Source organism: Methanosarcina soligelidi (assembly GCF_000744315.1).
GTDB classification, from domain to species: domain Archaea; phylum Halobacteriota; class Methanosarcinia; order Methanosarcinales; family Methanosarcinaceae; genus Methanosarcina; species Methanosarcina mazei.
On the sequence record NZ_JQLR01000001.1, the window covers coordinates 2,010,999 to 2,028,874 of the forward strand.

The following is a 17,876-nucleotide window of genomic DNA, read 5'->3' on the forward strand; positions in this document are numbered from 1 at the left end:
ATTCCAAGCTCGGTGAGTATATGGTACTCTAAATACCTGATGCCTTATATCAATTTTCTGGTTATGAGCCTCGCGGACTCAAGTTTCTGCAGCAGGATTTGATGAAGTTTATTAAGGTAATATGTGTCCGATATGGACCCGTCCTGTATCAGATTATACATTTAAATAATTATAGGTCGTGTCCGGGTTTTACCGGACTTCACCCCTCTTCGACTTCAATTTCTTCTGCTGCTTCGATTTCCGGTGGTACTTTCACCACTTTCTCTGCTTTTCTGCTTATAAGGTGTACGTCTCCCGTACCCATGCGTATCGGCTGGCCGACAATGATGTTTTCCGTAACACCCTGCAGCTGGTCCACGTATCCGCGCATACCTGCATCGAGAAGATGGTTCACAGTAACTTCGAAAGCCGCACGGGCAAATACACTTGCCTTTTCACCTGAAATGCCGTGCCTGCCTATCTGTTTTACTTCCCCGTCCGAAGTCATAAGGTCTGCCACAAGCATGATGTGCCTGATGTCCACGGTAAGACCCTGTTCACGCAGGGTATCCGTAGCCTCCTTGATGATTGCGTTTCTTGCAGCCTCGATCCCCAACACTTCGTATATTTCGTTAATGTTGTTTGTGCTGGTTCTGGTCCTGTCCACGCCTTCAAACTGCAGGACTTCACGAAGAGCCGACCCTTCTGTATACAGGGTATATTCTTCGCCCTCTTTTCGGACCACGACTCTTTTGATCCCTTCTATGCCTTTGAGGGTAACATTGTGGATGCTCTTTGCAAGCTGGAGCAGTTCCCTGTAAGAAGGCTCTCCGGGAGTGATAACAATCTGGTTGTCTATATCAGGAGAGATGCTGACCAGGACATTGAGCTCTTCATTGAACTTCTCCTTTACCCGGTCTATTGTAATATTCCTGCCTTCCATTGCTTTTTCGTGCAGGTCTATTATAAGCTTCATCTGGGAAAGGTCAGTGGTAACGTCAGCGATATGGTCTATTTTGGTTGCTTCAATCTCCCATGCAAGGGCTCTTGTCTTTTCCCTGTCGTAAGCATAGTCTTCCGGGTGTTCTTTGGAAAGGGCAATTGTCATCATAGGAGTGCTCGGAATCTTCCTTGCATCCACGATTTCAATCAAACGAGGAAGACCCAGGGTAACGTTAATCTCAGCCACACCGGCGTAGTGGAAGGTACGCATCGTCATCTGAGTGCCCGGTTCTCCTATTGACTGGGCTGCAACAACTCCAGCAGCGTCACAGGGCTCAATGCACGAGACCGTATATTCTTCCATTATCCTTTCTATAATCTCTTCCATTTCTTTTTTGCTTACCCCTGCCTTGATAACATCGTCCCTCAGAGTTTTTAAAATGTTAGAAGGAAGTGGAAGGTCCTTTATCATGCTGTCTACTGTGGCTTCGCTGATGCTCATCATGCCACCTCCTTGTTTACTACGGAACGGACAATCCTGTGGATAGTGTCGGGTTTGCTGAAATCACTCTTTGTCGGGTTAATTCCATCTTCCCCGTACTTGAACTGTACAAGCACACCTCTGGTATCCCTTACTGTAAGGTCGTACTGGACCTCAAGGTCCTGAAGGGCATTGACAAGTCTTCTCTGCAGGTAACCTGACTGCGATGTCCTGACCGCAGTGTCCACAAGACCTTCTCTACCACCGATGGCGTGGAAGAAATACTCGGTCGGGTTGAGCCCGCTCTTGTAGCTTGCCTTAACGAACCCATGGGCATCCGATCCCAGGTCACCTTCAAGGAAATGGGGCAGGGTTCTGCCTGCATACCCTCTGCGGATGCGCTCACCACGCACTGCCTGCTGGCCGACACAGGCTGCCATCTGAGTAAGGTTGAGGATAGAACCTCTGGCTCCCGAACGAGCCATAATAACTGCAGAGTTTTCAAGACCCATGTGGCTGTCTGCTATGTTACCAGTCTTGTCTCTGGCTTTACCCAGCTTCTGCATGATACTCATTTCAATTGTTTCGTCAAGGGTCCTTCCCGGGAGGGGGTCAAGCTCTTTATTTATGTATGACTTGATAAGGTTCTGCACGGCATCTTCAGCCTCTGTGAGGACCTCATTGATCTGGATCCTGGCTTCTTTCGGGATATCTTCATCAGCAATTCCGAAACTCAGTCCCGTGCGCATGATTGCCCTGATTGCCAGTTTAGTCATGTCATCCACAAAGCGGGCTCCTGCTTCGGGGCCAATTTCCTTGATGATGCGGTCCTGAATCTTTCCTTTGAAAGCCCCTATTGCCGCTTCGTCTATGGTACCTGTAATGAGTTTTCCATCCCGGATTACCACATAGGCATCGTTCGGGCATTCTTCTTTCTTACAGGTATCGCAGTGTGAGCAGACCTGAGCTGAGAACTCTGCATTGAGACCTTCAGGCAGGATCTGGCTGAAGATCTGTTTCCCTGTCCAGTAAGGTTTTCCGTACTCATCATGCCCTGCAGGTTCAGGCAGGCTGCGTGCGCTGCTCTTCCTGAGAAGGTCGTAAGCATCAAAACTGGAAATTCTGTTTTCAAAACGGGTGAGCAGGAAAAGACCTGAAATGTGGTCGTGGATCCCTCCGATAATGGGACCTCCGAAACGCGGGGAAAGGATGTTCTCCTGGACCTGCATGAGGATCTTTGCCTCAGCCCTTGACTCTTCTGTCTGGAGGGCGTGCATGTTCATTTCGTCCCCGTCAAAGTCCGCGTTATACGGAGGACAGACTGCAGGGTTCAGCCTGAAAGTTTTGTTCGGCAGAACCTTTACTGAGTGCGCCATGATACTCATTTTGTGAAGAGAAGGCTGCCTGTTGAAAAGGACAGTATCGCCGTCTTTTAACTGGCGCTCCACAGTCCAGCCGAATTCCAGCTTCTCGGCGAGGTCTTCCTTGTTCATATTGGTTACTTTTATGCGCCTGCCGTCTGACCTGAAAACGTAGTTTGCTCCCGGGTGGATATCTTCACCATTCCTTACATAGACCTTGAGCTGTTCGATGTTCCTTGGAGTCACCACTGCAGGCATTGTCAGGATCTTTGCAATGGGCATGGGCACACCGACTTCGTTTATGCTGAGGTTCGGGTCAGGGGAGATAACAGTACGGGCTGAAAAGTTAACACGCTTACCTGACAGGCTTCCCCTGAACCTCCCTTCTTTACCTTTTAAACGCTGGGAGAGGGTCTTGAGAGGCCTTCCAGACCTGTGCCTTGCAGGCGGAATTCCTGAAACCGAGTTGTCAAAGAATGTGGTAACGTGATACTGGAGAAGTTCCCAGAGGTCCTCAATGATAAGCTGTGGAGCTCCTGCTTCCCTGTTTTCCTGGAACCGCTGGTTGATCCTGATAATGTCTACCAGCTTGTGGGTCAGGTCGTCTTCACTGCGCTGCCCGGATTCCAGTGTAATTGAAGGACGTACGGTAACAGGGGGTACCGGCAGGACTGTAAGGATCATCCATTCAGGCCTTGCGTTTTTCGGGTCCATCCCTACAACCCTTATATCTTCGTCAGGGATGTTTTCAAAGCGGTCCCTTATCTCGGTAGGGGTCAGCTTCTCTCCGTTTTCCAGGTACTCGCTGGGCTTTTCGAACTTGATTTCAAGTTGTTCTTCATTGCAGTAAGGGCAGTTTTTCACCTTGCTGGCTTCTTTATATACTTCATTAATCAGGTCATCAGGCATGTGCCCGATCTCTTCAACTGCAGTAAGCTGGTCCAGAAACTGCTGCTTCTGTGCCGGTTCCAGAAGGATCTTGCTGCATTTCCTGCAGGTTGCCCTGAGAAGTTTTCTGATTACTTTGTTAAAACCTACATGGACAACAGGGGCAACAAGTTCAATGTGCCCGAAGTGTCCAGGACACTCACCCGCCCTGCCAGAGCAGGTCTTGCAGCGAAGCCCGGGGTCAATAACCCCGAGTTTTGTGTCCATAAGCCCCATGTCAATTGGAAACCCGTCGTCATCATAAGTGTCAGCCGTGATAATGGGGGTTGCACTCATCTTACGGATTTCTTTTGGGGACATTAAGCCGAATTTGATAGAAGAAATTCTTTTAGGAATTGGAGGTACGTTTGCCATATGTCCACCTCACTTATACAGCATCTTCAAGGTTAAGCCTGGGAGCGACTCCAAGAGACTTAATTTCGTCAAGTAACAGCTTGAAAGCATAGCTCATCTCTACAGGATATATATCAGTGTCAGCACCGCAGGCCGAACAGAAAGCTACGTTCCTCTGCTTGTCGTATGTTGCAACCATTCCACAGTGCGAGCAGACAAGTTCAACCACTTTGTCAGACTCGTCAAGCAATCTTTCTTTTAAGGACATGGCTGCTCCGTGCCCTACCAGAACATCACGCTCCATTTCCCCGAACCTGAGACCACCTTCCCTTGCACGACCCTCAGTCGGCTGACGGGTAAGCACCTGTACGGGTCCGCGAGACCTTGCGTGCATCTTGGAAGTAACCATGTGGTGAAGTTTCTGGTAAAGGATTACACCAACGAAGACATCTGCAGGGATCATCCTGCCTGTTGCTCCGTCATAGAAAACCTCTTTTCCTGTGTGGGCAAAGCCGTGTTTTTTCAGGGCTTCTCTTAAATCGTCCTCTTTTTCTCCTGAGAAGGCTGTTGCATTTACTCTTCTGCCTTCCATTGAGCCCACTTTCCCGCCGATCATTTCCAGGACGTGTCCTACAGTCATACGTGAAGGAATTGCGTGCGGGTTAATCATCAGATCGGGGGTGAGACCTGATTCCGTAAAAGGCATGTCCGCAATAGGGACTTTTAAGCCGATAACTCCTTTTTGCCCGTGCCTGGAAGCGAACTTATCCCCTATGTCCGGGATCCTCTCATCCCTTACCTTTACTTTGGCAAGGCGGGTTCCGTTAATGGATTCTGTAAGAATTACTGTGTCCACAATCCCTGTTTCGTTAGACCGCATGGTAACAGAGCTTTCTCTTCTCTGTTCTACTGCAATCCCGAAATCAGAAGGCTCTTCAAGGAACCTGGGAGGGCTGGTCTTTCCTATAAGCACGTCATTGGGACCTACAGGGGTCTCAGGGTTCACAAGCCCATCCACGTCAAGGTTTGCATATGCTTCTGCACTGCGGGCTCCGCGGTATTCGGAGTCAGGAATTTCGAATTTATCTTCCTGTCCACCGGGGTACCTTCTTTCTTCACCCTCAAAAGTCCTGAGGAAATGACTTCTCCCGAGCCCTCTATCGATTGAACCCCTGTTGAAGATCAGGGCGTCTTCAATATTATATCCTTCATAAGACAGAATTGCTACTACGAAGTTCTGGCCTGCAGGTCTGTCATCGAAGCCTATTGCTTCGGATGTTCTTGTTCTGGTGAGTGCCCTCTGAGGATAGTGAAGGACGTGGGCACGGGTATCCGGCCTTAACTTCTGGTTTGCTGTGGAGACTCCGATACACTGTTTGATCATGGCTGCACCCATGGTATTACGCGGAGATGCGTTGTGTTCCGGGTAAGGGACCATCCCGGTACAGATGCCGAGCATCATTTCGGGGTCGATCTCCATATGGGTATGCCTGTCAGTAATGTCGGACTCATAGAGGGCAATGTATGCGTTTTCCTCTTCTTCGGCATCCAGATACTCCACACAGCCTTCTTTCACAAGGTCGTCAAAACTGATTTCCTTGTTCTTCAGTTTCTGTACATGCTCTTCGGTTACTTTGGGAGAACCATTTTCCACAACCAGAAGAGGTCTTCTTGCCCTGCCCATATCGGAATTTATAATTACTTCCCTGGTACTGTCATTTAGAGCTATATTGACCTGTCTGGATATGAATCCCTGCCGCCTCATTTTTCTGAGCTCTTCTACGAGTTCCGCAGGGTTGTCATGAGTCCCGACGAGCTCTCCGTTTATGAATACTTTTGCTTTAGCCATCTGACATCAACCCCTCAGTCACCATACATAGATCCAGAGTCGTCCATATCTGAATAATCGTAGAAATCATCATCTTTGAATTTGGTTTCGGGTTCAGGAGTTTCTTCAAACTCTTCAACAATCTCTTCCCCGAATTCATCGAGTAATATTTCTTTTATTTTTGCCGGGATTTCTGGCACTTTCACAACCACTTTTTCGACATTAAGGTCGTAGAGTATTTTTTTCATGTTCTCTATTTCTTCTGTCCCGGTTGAGAGTTCGACCATTTCTGCAAAGTTCTTCACAAGGCCACAATTCGGACCTTCTGGAGTTTCGGAAGGACAGAGACGCCCCCACTGAGTTGCGTGCAGGTCACGGGCTTCAAAGTGAGGCTGGGCACGGGAAAGTGGTGAAATTACGCGGCGAAGGTGAGAAAGTGTAGAAATGTAATCGTTCCTGTCAAGGAGCTGGGAAACACCTGTCCTGCCTCCTACCCAGTTTCCTGTTGCCAGCGGGTGTTGCAGGCGGTCAGTTAAAACGTCTGCCCTTACAATTGTGGCAACATTAAGTTCCCTGTTCCTCATGTTTGCGCGTTCGAGCTGGTACTTTATGTCCCTTGCAAGCCTGTTAAAGGATACCCTGAAAAGGTCTTCCATCAGGTCGCCTGCGAGTTTAAGCCTCTTGTTTGCGTAGTGGTCTTTGTCGTCTTCGGTACGCTTTTTAAGTGCCAGCTCAAAACAGGACTCTGCCATTCTTGCGAGGAAATGAGCTTTTGAGACCCTGTCTCTGACGTCGTTTCCAAGGTGTGGGAAAAGATACCTGTCAATTACGTAGTTTGCCCTTTTTATCTGGTATTCCTTGGCCTGCCCTGCAGCAACCCTTGCTCCGATCTTCTCGATTGCCTCTTCCTGGGTTTCGACTTCGGCTTCTTCAAGGTTTTCCAGCATGAACTTGATAATTTCGGGATCGCTCGAAACTGCATTTACGATATCTTCGTCAGTTACTATCCCGAGAGCCCTCATAAGTGTAATAAAGTACACTCTGCCGGATATCGATGGGAAAGAAACCTCAAGCAGGGACTTCCTACCTCTCTCCACAATTACGAGTGCCCTGTATCCTCTCTTCTGTGAGAATACTTTTGCAACCTCTATTTCGTCACCGTAGCGCTCTCCGAATTCAACAAGGATTTTGTTGGGAGCAAGGTCCTCAAGGGTCATAACTACCCTTTCCGTACCGCCGATGATGAAATATCCCCCGGGGTCGAGAGGGTCTTCTCCATAGCGGACTTTCTCTACCTCGCTGAGTCCGAGGAGATTACAGATTTTGGACTTGACCATAACAGGAAGCTGCCCAATTTTTGCTTCCATTGCCTCTGACTCTATCCCGTCTTTTACGACACTCATTTCAAGGTAGAGGGGGCCTGAGTACGAAAGGTTTCTGAGCCTCCCTTCATTCGGGTAAAGCTTTTCAATCGCTCCGTCTGCCTCCTTCACCACCGGATGCTCTACCCGGATCTTGCCGAGCTTGAGATAAGTGTCCTCAATGTCGGTTTCTATTATTCTCTGTTCATCAATGATCTTTTGCAGCCCATAGTCTATAAACTTATTAAATGAGTCTATATGGTGCTGCACTATCTTGTCCCGTGTAAAATAGGCCTGCGACAGTATACTGCTTTCTAACGCGATGATAGCACCCTCTTTGCTTTGGTAAAATGAAAATCAATAAATGGTGATCCTTCAGGTCTGGATCTTATGCAGTCGTTGAATCTTTCCGTATGATGGTGCATGGGATTCAAAAAGATATTCAGTGAAAAAAATATGATTTTGAAAGCGGTTTTAACTCCCCTCCGCTTACTCAATCACGAGTCTGTAATAATCTGCCTCCCCTGCAGTCTGACTTTTTCTTGTTATTTTCACGACATCTCCGACGACAGCTCCTATTTCTTTACAAACAGGATCCTGCACTTTGATTTTCGGAAGTTGTTCCTTTTCGATAAAATATTTGCTTAAAACAGACTTTAACTCGCCCTCAGACATGATTTCATGCTTGGGGACCGCCTCATGGTCGAGCAGGCTGAACTTTGTCAAATCCTTTCCTCCAAAAATAAAGCATTCAAAAAACTTGATTAGATTTCTCCAGCGGATGGCCTTTCCGCCAGTCATAATAAAGAACATGGCGGGCCCGTAGGGATTTGAACCCTAGGCCGACTGGTTAAAAGCCAGTCGCTCTGCCTGACTGAGCTACGGGCCCAGTTTGTTTATCTCTCCACCTCTATGTTTTGCACCACTGAATGCCAATTTCTCAGCATGCAACCCTGCTGCCCCGCTGCATCAGGGAGCACCTCTTTCACCGGTGCAACCCTCTAATTATAGCTATACTATTTATAACTTATGGTGAGTTCCTTTTTTGTCCCTAAATTTTTGAAAATCTTTCGTAAATTTATTTGTAATGTGGGGATTTTATACAAATATTTTTCTGATTTTTCCAGTAAAATATATGTACGATTATTTTCACTTTTTTAAAAGTAAGGCCAAAAACTGAATAAACTGAATAATTCCTCCATATTTTTGGGTAAACTGAAACTTTTGCCCTTATTTTAAATAACCTCCCGCTTTCCCGATAGTCACCCTCTAAAATGAAGCATCAATTAACAAAGCATCGCTTTCTAAAAAAGAGACACCATCTGTGAGAATTAAACTGAAAGTCTCCACACTTAAGTAGTTGTTCATACCTGTTAAGGGAATTTTAACTTAAGGACTTTAACTGATCGGTCTTCTTACTTTTCTTTTATTGCAAATTTTATGCGGAACTCCGTTCCACAATCCCCGTTTACTCCAAGTTCCCCGTCCATCTGGTCTACAAGGGCAGTAATCAGCTGCATACCAAGAGTTTCAGGATTTTCCAGATCAAGGTTTTCAGGAAGGCCTGTTCCGTTATCTGAAACTTTCAAAATGAAGATGGTGCCTTTACGATCTTCGTTTTTGCTTTCAGCTCCTGTATTATATTTCCCATTTAATTCCCTGTAAAGTTTAATTTTAATTTCTCCTTTTCTCTCTGGAAATGCGTGTTTGAGAGCGTTAGAAATAAGCTCATTGATAATCAACCCCAGAGGGATGGCAGTATCCATGTCAAAGAACGTATCTTCTTCCAGATCCATGTTTAAACTGATATCCGCATTTCCAAGGGTGTAAGTATGAAATAGATTCTTAACGAGTCTCTGGAGGTACGGGGAAAAATTCAATGTATCTTTTCCCCTGCCTTCATGAAGCTCTTCGTGAATAAGGGCAATAGATATCACTCTGTCCTGGCTTTCCCGAAAAGCGTTCAGAACTTCCGTATTCTCAACGTATTTCCTGTCTCTGAACTTTTCAGCCTGGAGGTCGAGCAAGGAAGAAATTACCTGCAGGTTATTCTTGATCCTGTGGTGAATTTCTTTTTTGCGGGCAATCTCAAGGTTTACAAAGGCTTTTTCAGCCTTTTTACGCTCGGTAATATCCTGAACTATTCCTTTTACTCGAACAGGGAGATTTTCATCCTTATATATAAAATCTGATTTTATGTGGAGTGTACGTTCTTCCCCATTAGCTAAAACAATTCTAAAATCAAGTCCAGAAGTACGTATATTTCTTGTATAATCATTGACTTTACAGTAGTAGTCAAGGTCGTCGGGATGAATATAGTTTAAATATTCATCTAGAGATGGTGCTAATTTTTGAGGATCACGTTTGAAAATTCGATACATCTCTTCGGACCAGTACGCTTTATCAGCCACAATGTCCCATTCCCAGTTACCTATGTGAGCCATATTTTGAGCTTCAGCAAGACTCTCTCCTCTTTCTTTCAATAATACATATGCTTTTTCAAGTTCTACTGTGCGCTCTTTTACCAGATTTTCCAGATTCCCCAGGGTATTTTTCAACCGGGATTCTGCTTCTTTTATATCCGTAATGTTATGGGAAATTACAAGGATAGAGGTTACTTTGCCATCAATAAACTCTGGTACTACCTGTGTATTAAAGTAGTATTCCTTTCCCTGAGATGATATATACCCGAATTCCATTGATTCGGGCTTTCCAGTGGCAAAAACTTTTTCGTGGTGGCTTTCCCAGAACTTTACCTTTTCAGGATCCATGCCAAGCTCACTGTGAGTTTTCCCGATGATTTCTTCCGGAGGGCGCCCATAAGGTTCCTCAGCAGCAGGGTTAACATAGATGTGGCGGTTCTGTCTATCAAAGCGGGAAATTATGTCCGGGGAATTTTCCGCCAGTGTACGGAAGTTGTTCTCACTTCTTATAAGGGCTTCTTCAGCCTGCTTTTTTTCGGTGATATCGCGGACAATACCTGCTCTAAAACGAGTCGTGCCGGTTTTATCCTTAATGATCGAGAAATGATCGGCTAACCAGCGGTATTTTCCGTCCTTGCATTTGAAACGGTACTCTTGTGCCCCAAAACCCTCAACTAACGATTGAGCACTTTCCTGATCGACAAGAGGACGATCATCGGAGTGAATTCGGTTCATAAGACCATTATTGATGGTCATTGCATTTATTTCCCTGACAGAGAAGCCTGTAATCTGCTCTATCACAGGGCTCATATAATCGAAGTGGTTATTCTGGAAATCCATGCGATATGCAGAATCGAGAGAGTTCTCTAGAACTGAGCGAAACCGCTCATCGCTTTCCTGCAGAGCAGCAACCAGAGAATCGCGCTCCGCAAGGGACTGTGCCAGTTTGAGATTGCCGTAGCTCAACTGTGAGAGTATATTGGCGAACCCCATCAAAAAAGCCATACCTGCGTCAACAGTCTCCCTGCTTAACCTCGGAACTTTTTCAAGCGCTGATATGTATTCATCCTCATCGAAGCCGTATTTCCGGGCTTGAGATCGGAAGAACTCGTAGTCCAGAGACTCATCTTCAAAGAAAAATTGCCCTGAAAAGATACTGCCGACCTGCTGACCTGCCACCATGATAGGAGTTACCACATCCCACAGGTTGTTCTTGCATTTGTACATCCTGTATTTTCCCGGAGTAGGGCCCCTGGACAGCTCCATGTCGCTTTCTATGCAGTGCCTGCATGTTTCGGGGTGAACCCTGTGGAATCTGGTGCAGATCTCCTGCCATCCGACACATGCCAGAACATTGCCTTTGAGATCGTTCAGACCTGCAGGGAAGGAAGTAAGCTTATAAAAATCATCCATAAGCGATTGAATTACCGGGACGTCTATAATCTCAGAAAGCTCAAAGTCGTATGTGTCATTTACAGGCGAGAGAATTTTCTCAAGCTTTAGCCTGGCGTGTTGCTCACTCCGGCGAAGTGCATCCTCAGCCTTTTTGCGTTCATTTATATCACGGGCAACATGAACGCTCCCAATGAGTTTTCCTCCTAAATCATGGAGTGGAGACACACTTACTAAAAAATAACCTTTTAAAAAGTCTTCAAAAACCTCTGCGGTATGTTCAAGTCCATCTTTAATCAGTTGCCTGTGAGGGCAAAAAGAGGGAGGTCCGTCTGTCCCATGGATAGCGCGATAACAGGTCAGGCCTGTACATTCTTTCGCTTCCATGCCGAGCCTTGCTGCCATTGCCCTGTTTGCCCGGATAATCCTGTACTCGGTATCAATTATGGCTATAAGGTCCGGGACAGAATCAAATGTATACTCCCAGTTCTTTGTGGCCTGAATAACTGCTTCTTCTGCTTTTTTGCGTTTTGGACTCTCTATCTTCTCCCATCTTCTTCCTTTTTTAATTAACGTAAACTGGTGGTTAGCAACAACATCGATAATATCGGTTGCATTGCAATTATCGAGAGAATAAGCACACATCGATATTATCCTGCAGTTACCAATGGCACTATCTATTTTTTCTTCGTAACCAGTGAAATTGTCCCAATCTGTTTTTTTCAGCCAGGAAATATTTCCGCCTGACCTCAAACCGCAATATCCATTATTTATGGCACGATTGAACCCTTCAGTCCCTTTATTTAAAGCCCTGGAAGAGTCAAAAGCACCATTTTCCAGATAAAAAAAGGTTTCCGGAATAATCTCTATCTGTCCTTTCTCAAGATAAATCTCAATATCAGGAACCGCTTTTTTCAGGAATTTTTTTGCTTCTTCTATGCCCAGAGGTTCTGAAGTAATCCAGAGGCATAATTCATTGTTTTCGAGTCCCGCTTTAAAATAAGGAATAAATATCTCTATCAAATCTTCTTTTGTCTGGTAAAACTGGCAGAAATGAGTCCCCCATGGGATATCCCCAATTGCATCAATTCCAGACTCCCTGTTTTGTCCTTTCATCCCATCCCCTTCTCCGGGCCTGTTCCATCATTACAAGAGTTATATTTCCAAGAGTTATATCTCCAAGAGTTATATCTCCAAGAGTTATATCTCCAAAAATAATGTAGTGCTATCTGTGATTTTAATATTTCGTGAAAGAAATAAGAATTAAAATGTCATCCCATTATGAATTCTCGTTTTAAGTGCCCTCTAATACAAATTCCCCGATTGTAAAAATGTTATTATAGGTATTAGTAATTAATTATTTTTTTATTTTGTCTTGTAATTAAAGCAGTTAAATATCCTCACTTTTCCATAGTGAAAATGGAATCATTTTTCCTACAGCAATAAATTCAAGAGTTTAAAATATATGGGGACAAACTCTTTCGTTTCCTCTCCATGTCCTGTCCCGAACTTCATCATCCCATACAGCATTCCTGTTAAGGTGTAATTCTGAAGTTCTTTTTCCTTCACCGGTTCGGCACATGGAGATATATATAAAATAATCATTCTGAAAGGATCTCCTAGCTCAGAGGACTTCTCATTTTTTCTCTGGTATTGAGAACCTTATGATGAATTCGGTTCCGGAATCCTTCTTCAAATCGATTTTGCCGTCAAGCTGGTCCACAAGAGCTGTTACGAGCTGTGTGCCAAGCGTATCAGAGTCTTCCATACTGAAGCCTTCGGAAATGCCAACTCCATTGTCCGAAACCGTTAAAATAAAATTTGTACTCCCGTATCCTTCTTTCCTGTTTTCATGCTTGCTGCTTACAGTTTTTCCATTTTCTCCCCTGTTCAGCCTGATCTTGATTATTCCTTTATCCCGTCCCTGGAATGCATATTTGAGGGAGTTTGAAACAAGTTCGTTCACAATAAGTCCCAGCGGGACTGCGGTATCCATATCAAAGAAAATATTTTCTTCAAGATCCATGTTTAAACTGATATCCGCATTTCCAAGGGTATAGGTCTGGAAAAGGTTTTCAACAAGTCTGTGGAGGTACGGGGAAAAATTCAATGTATCTTTTCCCTTGCCTTCGTGAAGCTCTTCGTGAATCAGGGCAATGGATATCACTCTGTCCTGGCTTTCCCGAAAAGCGTTAAGGACTTCCAGATCCTTAAAATGTTCTCTGGCTCTGAACTTTTCAGCCTGGAGGTCAAGAAGGGAAGAAATCACCTGAAGGTTATTCTTTATCCTGTGATGGATCTCTTTTTTGCGTGCGGTTTCTATGTTTGCAAGGATTTTCTCTGCCTGTTTTCTTTCAGTAATATTTTTAATTACCCCAAGTACTCTGTTCACACTGCTTTTACTATCACCCTGAGAGACCCAGTTCTCTTCAAGGTAAATATATTCTCCGTTCTTTTTTCTGAAACGGTATTCTATTCTGTAAGATTTTCTATCCAGTTCTAAATATTTTTTGTAACTATTCAGGTAGCCTTAACGAGGCTACACATTTTTCCTCGTTCCGAGGAAAAATTGGATATAAAATGATTCCTTTTTAGCTTTATGAAACGTGATGAGATTCTTTCTTACTGTGCTTCAAATCCTGAAATTATTGTAGCTTACATTGAGAGTTTAGAATCTCAAGTTAAAGAACTCACTGAAAGACTTGTAGCCTTAGAATCTCGTTTAAATCAAAACAGTCGTAACAGCAGTCGACCTCCTTCTACTGATTATTTTGTCAAAGAGAAACCTAATCCCAAGAGTCTGCGTAAACCAAGCGGGAAGAAACCTGGAGGTCAGGAAGGTCATCCAGGCACGACTCTTGATATGGTTGATCATCCTGAGTAGGTAATAGAACATTCTTTGACCTGCTGCAAAGAATGCGGATCTACCCTTGAGAATGTTGAAGTTGAAGCTTATGAGAGAAGACAGGTCTTTGACATTCCTCCCGTAAATCTAATTGTTACAGAACATAAAAGTCAGATTAAAACCTGTCCTTGTTGTGGAAAGTTGAATAAAGCCGTTTTTCCCGAATCAGTGAAATATCCGGTTCAGTATGGCCCTAATATTTTAGCTTCAGCTATTTACTGTAAAAATTACCAGTTTGTTCCTTATGATAGAATTTCTGAGTTATTTGAAGACATTATGGGAATAAAAATCTGTCCTGCTACGATAATTAGAGCAGAAAGAGAATGTTTCCAGAATTTAGAGGAATTTGAAAACGTTATTAGAGAGAAGTTATTAGCCTCGCCTGTAATCAATTTTGATGAAACTGGTATGAAGATTGAAGGAAAAAGACACTGGCTTCATGTAGCTTCTAATGAAAAATACACATGTTATTTTGCTCATACAAAAAGAGGAGCAGAAGCAATAGATGCTATGGGAATTCTTCCGAAGTTTAAGGGAGTAGCAGTTCATGATGGATGGAAACCTTACAACGTTTATGATTGTGATCATGCTCTGTGTAACGCTCATTTACAGAGAGAACTTACAGGAATTGAAGAGAACTATAAACAGACATGGGCTAAAGAGATGAATGAACTGCTCACTGAGATGAAGAAATACACTGATGAGTGTAAAGAGCAATTAAGAGAACCTGATTTTGAGCAAATTAAAGCATTGGAAGAAAGGTTTGATGCAATTATCATTAGAGCGCTTGAAGAAAATCCGCATTCTCTAAATCCTGAAAAACAGGGAAAACGCGGTAAAAATCCAAAAACAAAATCAAGGAATCTGCTGGATAGGTTTATAGAACACAAAGAAAAGATTCTGAGATTCCTGACAGATTTGAAAGTTCCATTTGATAATAATCAGGCAGAAAGAGATATCAGGATGATGAAACTACAGCAGAAAATATCGGGAACTTTCAGAAAAGCAATGGGAGCGCAAGCTTTCTGCAGAATTAGGGCGTACATTTCTACAGGAAAAAAGAACGGTTTACCTGTTTTAGAGGGTATTCGTGCGGCGCTCATAGGAGCGCCGTTAACTATACTCTGAGCAGTTACTATTTTTTATGATTTTCCAGGAACCTGTTCAGATCTTCTGGGTGGATGCGGGAAGTCCACAATTTCAGGTTAATATTTCCCAGTTCTTCAGAAGTGAATCCTGTAAGCTCTTCAATATTTCCCGCTACATCAGCAATATCTTTCTCAATGTTATAATCATATACTAACTGCCCTGTCTGCTCGGTTATTATCCGGTACCTCTCCTCACTTAACTCAAGAGCTTTTTCAGCTTTTTTGCGCTCAGTAATGTCCTGAACCGTTCCTTTTATTTTAATGGGGATATTTTTCTCATTAAAAACAGCCTGTGCCCGCATATGTACTGTGCTCTCTTCCCCATCTTCCAGAAGGATGCTGTAGTCTATCGCAAGAAGCTCTCCTTTTATCGCTCTTTTCATGGCATTTTTCACATAGTCCCGGTCATCAGGATGTATGTAATCCAAAAATTCGCTATAACTTGCGCCTGATTTCTGAGGATCACGCCCGAAAATACGGCTCATTTCCTCGGACCAGTAAATTTCACAGGTTAGAAGGTCCCAGTCCCAGTTTCCTATATGAGCTATTCTTTGAGCTTCGGAAAGCCGTGTTTCGCTTTCTTTTAACGATTTATAAGCCTTTTCCAGCTCTAATGTACGATCTTCAACCAGCTTTTCCAGGTTCTCCAGTGTTTCTTTGAGTTTAGTTTCCGCTTCTCTCCGCCCGGTAATGTCGGTGAGCATGCTTATGGAACCCGTGAATTTGCCAGTTTCATCAAAAAGGGATTTGGAATTTACAAGGGCCCATAAAGGTGAGCCGTCTTTACGCAGCAGTTTGAATTCGTGGCTCTCATTGATTCCCTGCTCCCTCCTTTTCATATTTAGCTCGAAAATAGCTTTACCCTCTTCGTCGGTAAAATCCCTCACAGATTTTCCAATCATTTCTTCCCGGCTGCAACCTAACATCTCTGCCATTTTTTTATTAACATAAATGGTCCTGGCTCCAGTATCAGGTACCCATTCAAGTATCCATATCCCTTCATTTGCTGTCTCTATGAGGTTGCGGTACTTTTCTTCGCTCCTGCGAAGCGCCTCTTCTGCCTTCTTGCGCTCGGTTATGTCAATGAAAGCGCTTACACTGCCGCGCACATTACCTCTGGCATCGTGCAGAGGACTTGCTGATCCAAGTAATACTCTCCATTCCCTGCTGGGCAATAACACGTCTATCTCTTCGTTGCGCACTTCGGTACCTTTTAAGGCAGCTTTTTGCATGGGCAATTCGTCTACAGCCAGTTCGCTGCCCTTACAGAAAATACGCCTTAATGATGTTACTTTCGGTGAGACGTTCTCTCCTGATCGGGACTCAAAATACTCATTTGCCATCCTGTTGCCTGTTATGTTATGGCACTGCGGGTCGTGGCCTATCCAGATTGCAACAGGCGCGATTTCCATTACTGTTTCCATCTCTTCTGCCCGCTGACGGGTTTGCTCTTCCAATCTCTTTCTTTCGTTTATGTCACGGGCAAAATGAGTGCACCCTATAATTTTTCCTTTTGAATCGTGAAGAGGCAGGACGCTCAATATAAAATCGCCACCTAGGGAATCTTCACGGACTTCTTCTGTGTGCTCAATTCCGTCCTTAAGCAGTTGCCTGTAAGGACAAAAAGAAGGAGGCTCGTCCGTCCCGTGGATAACACGGTAACAGGTTAAACCCACACACTCTTCCGGTGTTATGCCCAGTCTTGCAGCCATTGCCCTGTTAGCACGGACAATCCTGTATTCCGTGTCAAGTATGGCTATAAGGTCAGGGACAGCATCAAATGTATACTCCCAGTTCTTTGTGGCCTGAACAGCTGTTTCTTCTGCTTTCCTGCGTCTGGGACTTTCTATCCGCTCCCAGTTTCCTTCCCTTTTAATCAGGGTAAATTGGTGGTTGGCAACAACATCGATAATATCGGTTGCATTGCATTTATCAAGAGAATAAGCACACATCGATATTATCCTGCAGTTACCAATAGCACTATCTACTTTTTCTTCGTAATCAGCGAAATTATCCCAATCTGTTTTTTTCAGCCAGGAAAGGTTTCCAATAGTTCTCAAGCCACAGTATCCTTCTTCTGCGGCGCGGAGAAACTTTTCAGTCCCGATATTCAGTGCTTTCTTCTGGTCGAAAGCACCCTTTTCCAGATAAAAAAGAGTTTCCGGAATGATCTCAACCTGTTCCCTGTTCAGATATGTATCAATATGAGGAACACTCTTTTTCAGGGCTTCCTTCGCATCTTCCACACCCGGAATGTCTGAAGTAACCCACAGGCAAAGCTCGTTGTTTTCCAGACCTGCTTTCAAATAAGGAACAACTATCTCTATCAAATCTTCTTTTGTCTGGTAAAACTGGCAGAAGTGAGTCCCCCATGGGATATCCCCAATTGCATCAATTCCAGATTTTCTCAATTGTCCTTTCATCCCATACCTTCTCCTGGCTCATCCCTGCACCACCTTTGCAACACTCTTTTTATAAGAGTCTGGCCAGTTCTCAGATTTTACCCGGTTTTATAATTTTATGTAAATCCCTTTTCAGTAAAAGAAGTCTTAGATTTAGAAGTTTTAGATTTCCTCAAAATAAGGTAATTTGACCTTCATGCTTGATCTGGATATTTGCGAAAGAAAACAGAATTGTAAATGCTCTCCCAATATGAATCACAGGCTTATGTTTTTCTTAATGAAAACTCCAGTTTATAAAAAATGCTATTCGGGTATTAGTAACTAATTATTTTTTTATCTTGTTTTGTAATTAAAGCGGGTAAATATTCTCACT

7 protein-coding genes, 1 tRNA gene and 2 pseudogenes are annotated in these 17,876 nt (G+C 44.1%); 1 reads left to right on the plus strand and 9 read right to left on the minus strand.

Going from position 1 to position 17,876, the window contains the following annotated elements; all coding sequences use genetic code 11:
* Positions 1-199 precede the first annotated feature (199 nt).
* The 8 genes and pseudogenes from rpoA2 to M886_RS08890 form a co-directional block, all read right to left on the minus strand.
* On the minus strand, positions 200-1,423 hold the full coding sequence (rpoA2, locus tag M886_RS08855) for a DNA-directed RNA polymerase subunit A'' (RefSeq protein ID WP_048038811.1): 1,224 nt from the start codon (positions 1,421-1,423) through the stop codon (positions 200-202).
* A complete protein-coding gene (locus M886_RS08860) occupies positions 1,423-4,065 on the minus strand; it encodes a DNA-directed RNA polymerase subunit A' (protein ID WP_048051044.1) in 2,643 nt (880 codons plus the stop codon). The genes rpoA2 and M886_RS08860 overlap by 1 nt, the downstream gene beginning before the upstream one ends.
* Positions 4,066-4,078: 13 nt before the next feature.
* Entirely contained in the window at positions 4,079-5,893 is a 1,815-nt protein-coding gene (rpoB, locus tag M886_RS08865) for a DNA-directed RNA polymerase subunit B (protein ID WP_011034199.1), read from the minus strand.
* Between the two features lie 14 nt (positions 5,894-5,907).
* The gene (locus M886_RS08870; protein WP_048041049.1) at positions 5,908-7,503 is read right to left on the minus strand and encodes a DNA-directed RNA polymerase subunit B''; all 1,596 of its coding nucleotides are present in this window, start codon (positions 7,501-7,503) and stop codon (positions 5,908-5,910) included.
* A gap of 219 nt (positions 7,504-7,722) precedes the next feature.
* Complete coding sequence (locus M886_RS08875) at positions 7,723-7,959, minus strand: DNA-directed RNA polymerase subunit H (protein WP_048037333.1); 237 nt, start codon at positions 7,957-7,959, stop codon at positions 7,723-7,725.
* A gap of 86 nt (positions 7,960-8,045) precedes the next feature.
* Positions 8,046-8,122: transfer RNA gene (locus M886_RS08880), tRNA-Lys, on the minus strand.
* A 526-nt stretch (positions 8,123-8,648) separates the two neighbouring features.
* Positions 8,649-12,164 carry a PAS domain S-box protein gene (locus tag M886_RS08885; RefSeq protein ID WP_084685063.1) on the minus strand — a complete coding sequence of 1,172 codons (3,516 nt, stop codon included), beginning with the start codon at positions 12,162-12,164 and terminating at the stop codon, positions 8,649-8,651.
* Positions 12,165-12,684: 520 nt separating this feature from the next.
* Positions 12,685-13,560, minus strand: a pseudogene (locus M886_RS08890) (sensor histidine kinase); the annotation flags it as partial.
* A gap of 87 nt (positions 13,561-13,647) precedes the next feature.
* Between M886_RS08890 and M886_RS08900 the strand changes: the two are divergent.
* Positions 13,648-15,081, plus strand: a pseudogene (locus M886_RS08900) (IS66-like element ISMma14 family transposase).
* A gap of 7 nt (positions 15,082-15,088) precedes the next feature.
* Here the strand turns inward: M886_RS08900 and M886_RS08905 are convergent.
* Entirely contained in the window at positions 15,089-17,524 is a 2,436-nt protein-coding gene (locus M886_RS08905; protein WP_048051694.1) for a PAS domain S-box protein, read from the minus strand.
* Positions 17,525-17,876: the final 352 nt, after the last annotated feature.

Excerpts from the sequence above, each read along its gene's own strand:
- rpoA2 (WP_048038811.1), bottom strand. The coding sequence starts at position 1,423 with ATGAGCATCAGCGAAGCCACAGTAGACAGCATGATAAAGGACCTTCCA.
- M886_RS08860 (WP_048051044.1), bottom strand. The coding sequence starts at position 4,065 with ATGGCAAACGTACCTCCAATTCCTAAAAGAATTTCTTCTATCAAATTC.
- rpoB (WP_011034199.1), bottom strand. The coding sequence starts at position 5,893 with ATGGCTAAAGCAAAAGTATTCATAAACGGAGAGCTCGTCGGGACTCAT.
- M886_RS08905 (WP_048051694.1), bottom strand. The coding sequence starts at position 17,524 with ATGAAAGGACAATTGAGAAAATCTGGAATTGATGCAATTGGGGATATC.
- M886_RS08885 (WP_084685063.1), bottom strand. The coding sequence starts at position 12,164 with ATGAAAGGACAAAACAGGGAGTCTGGAATTGATGCAATTGGGGATATC.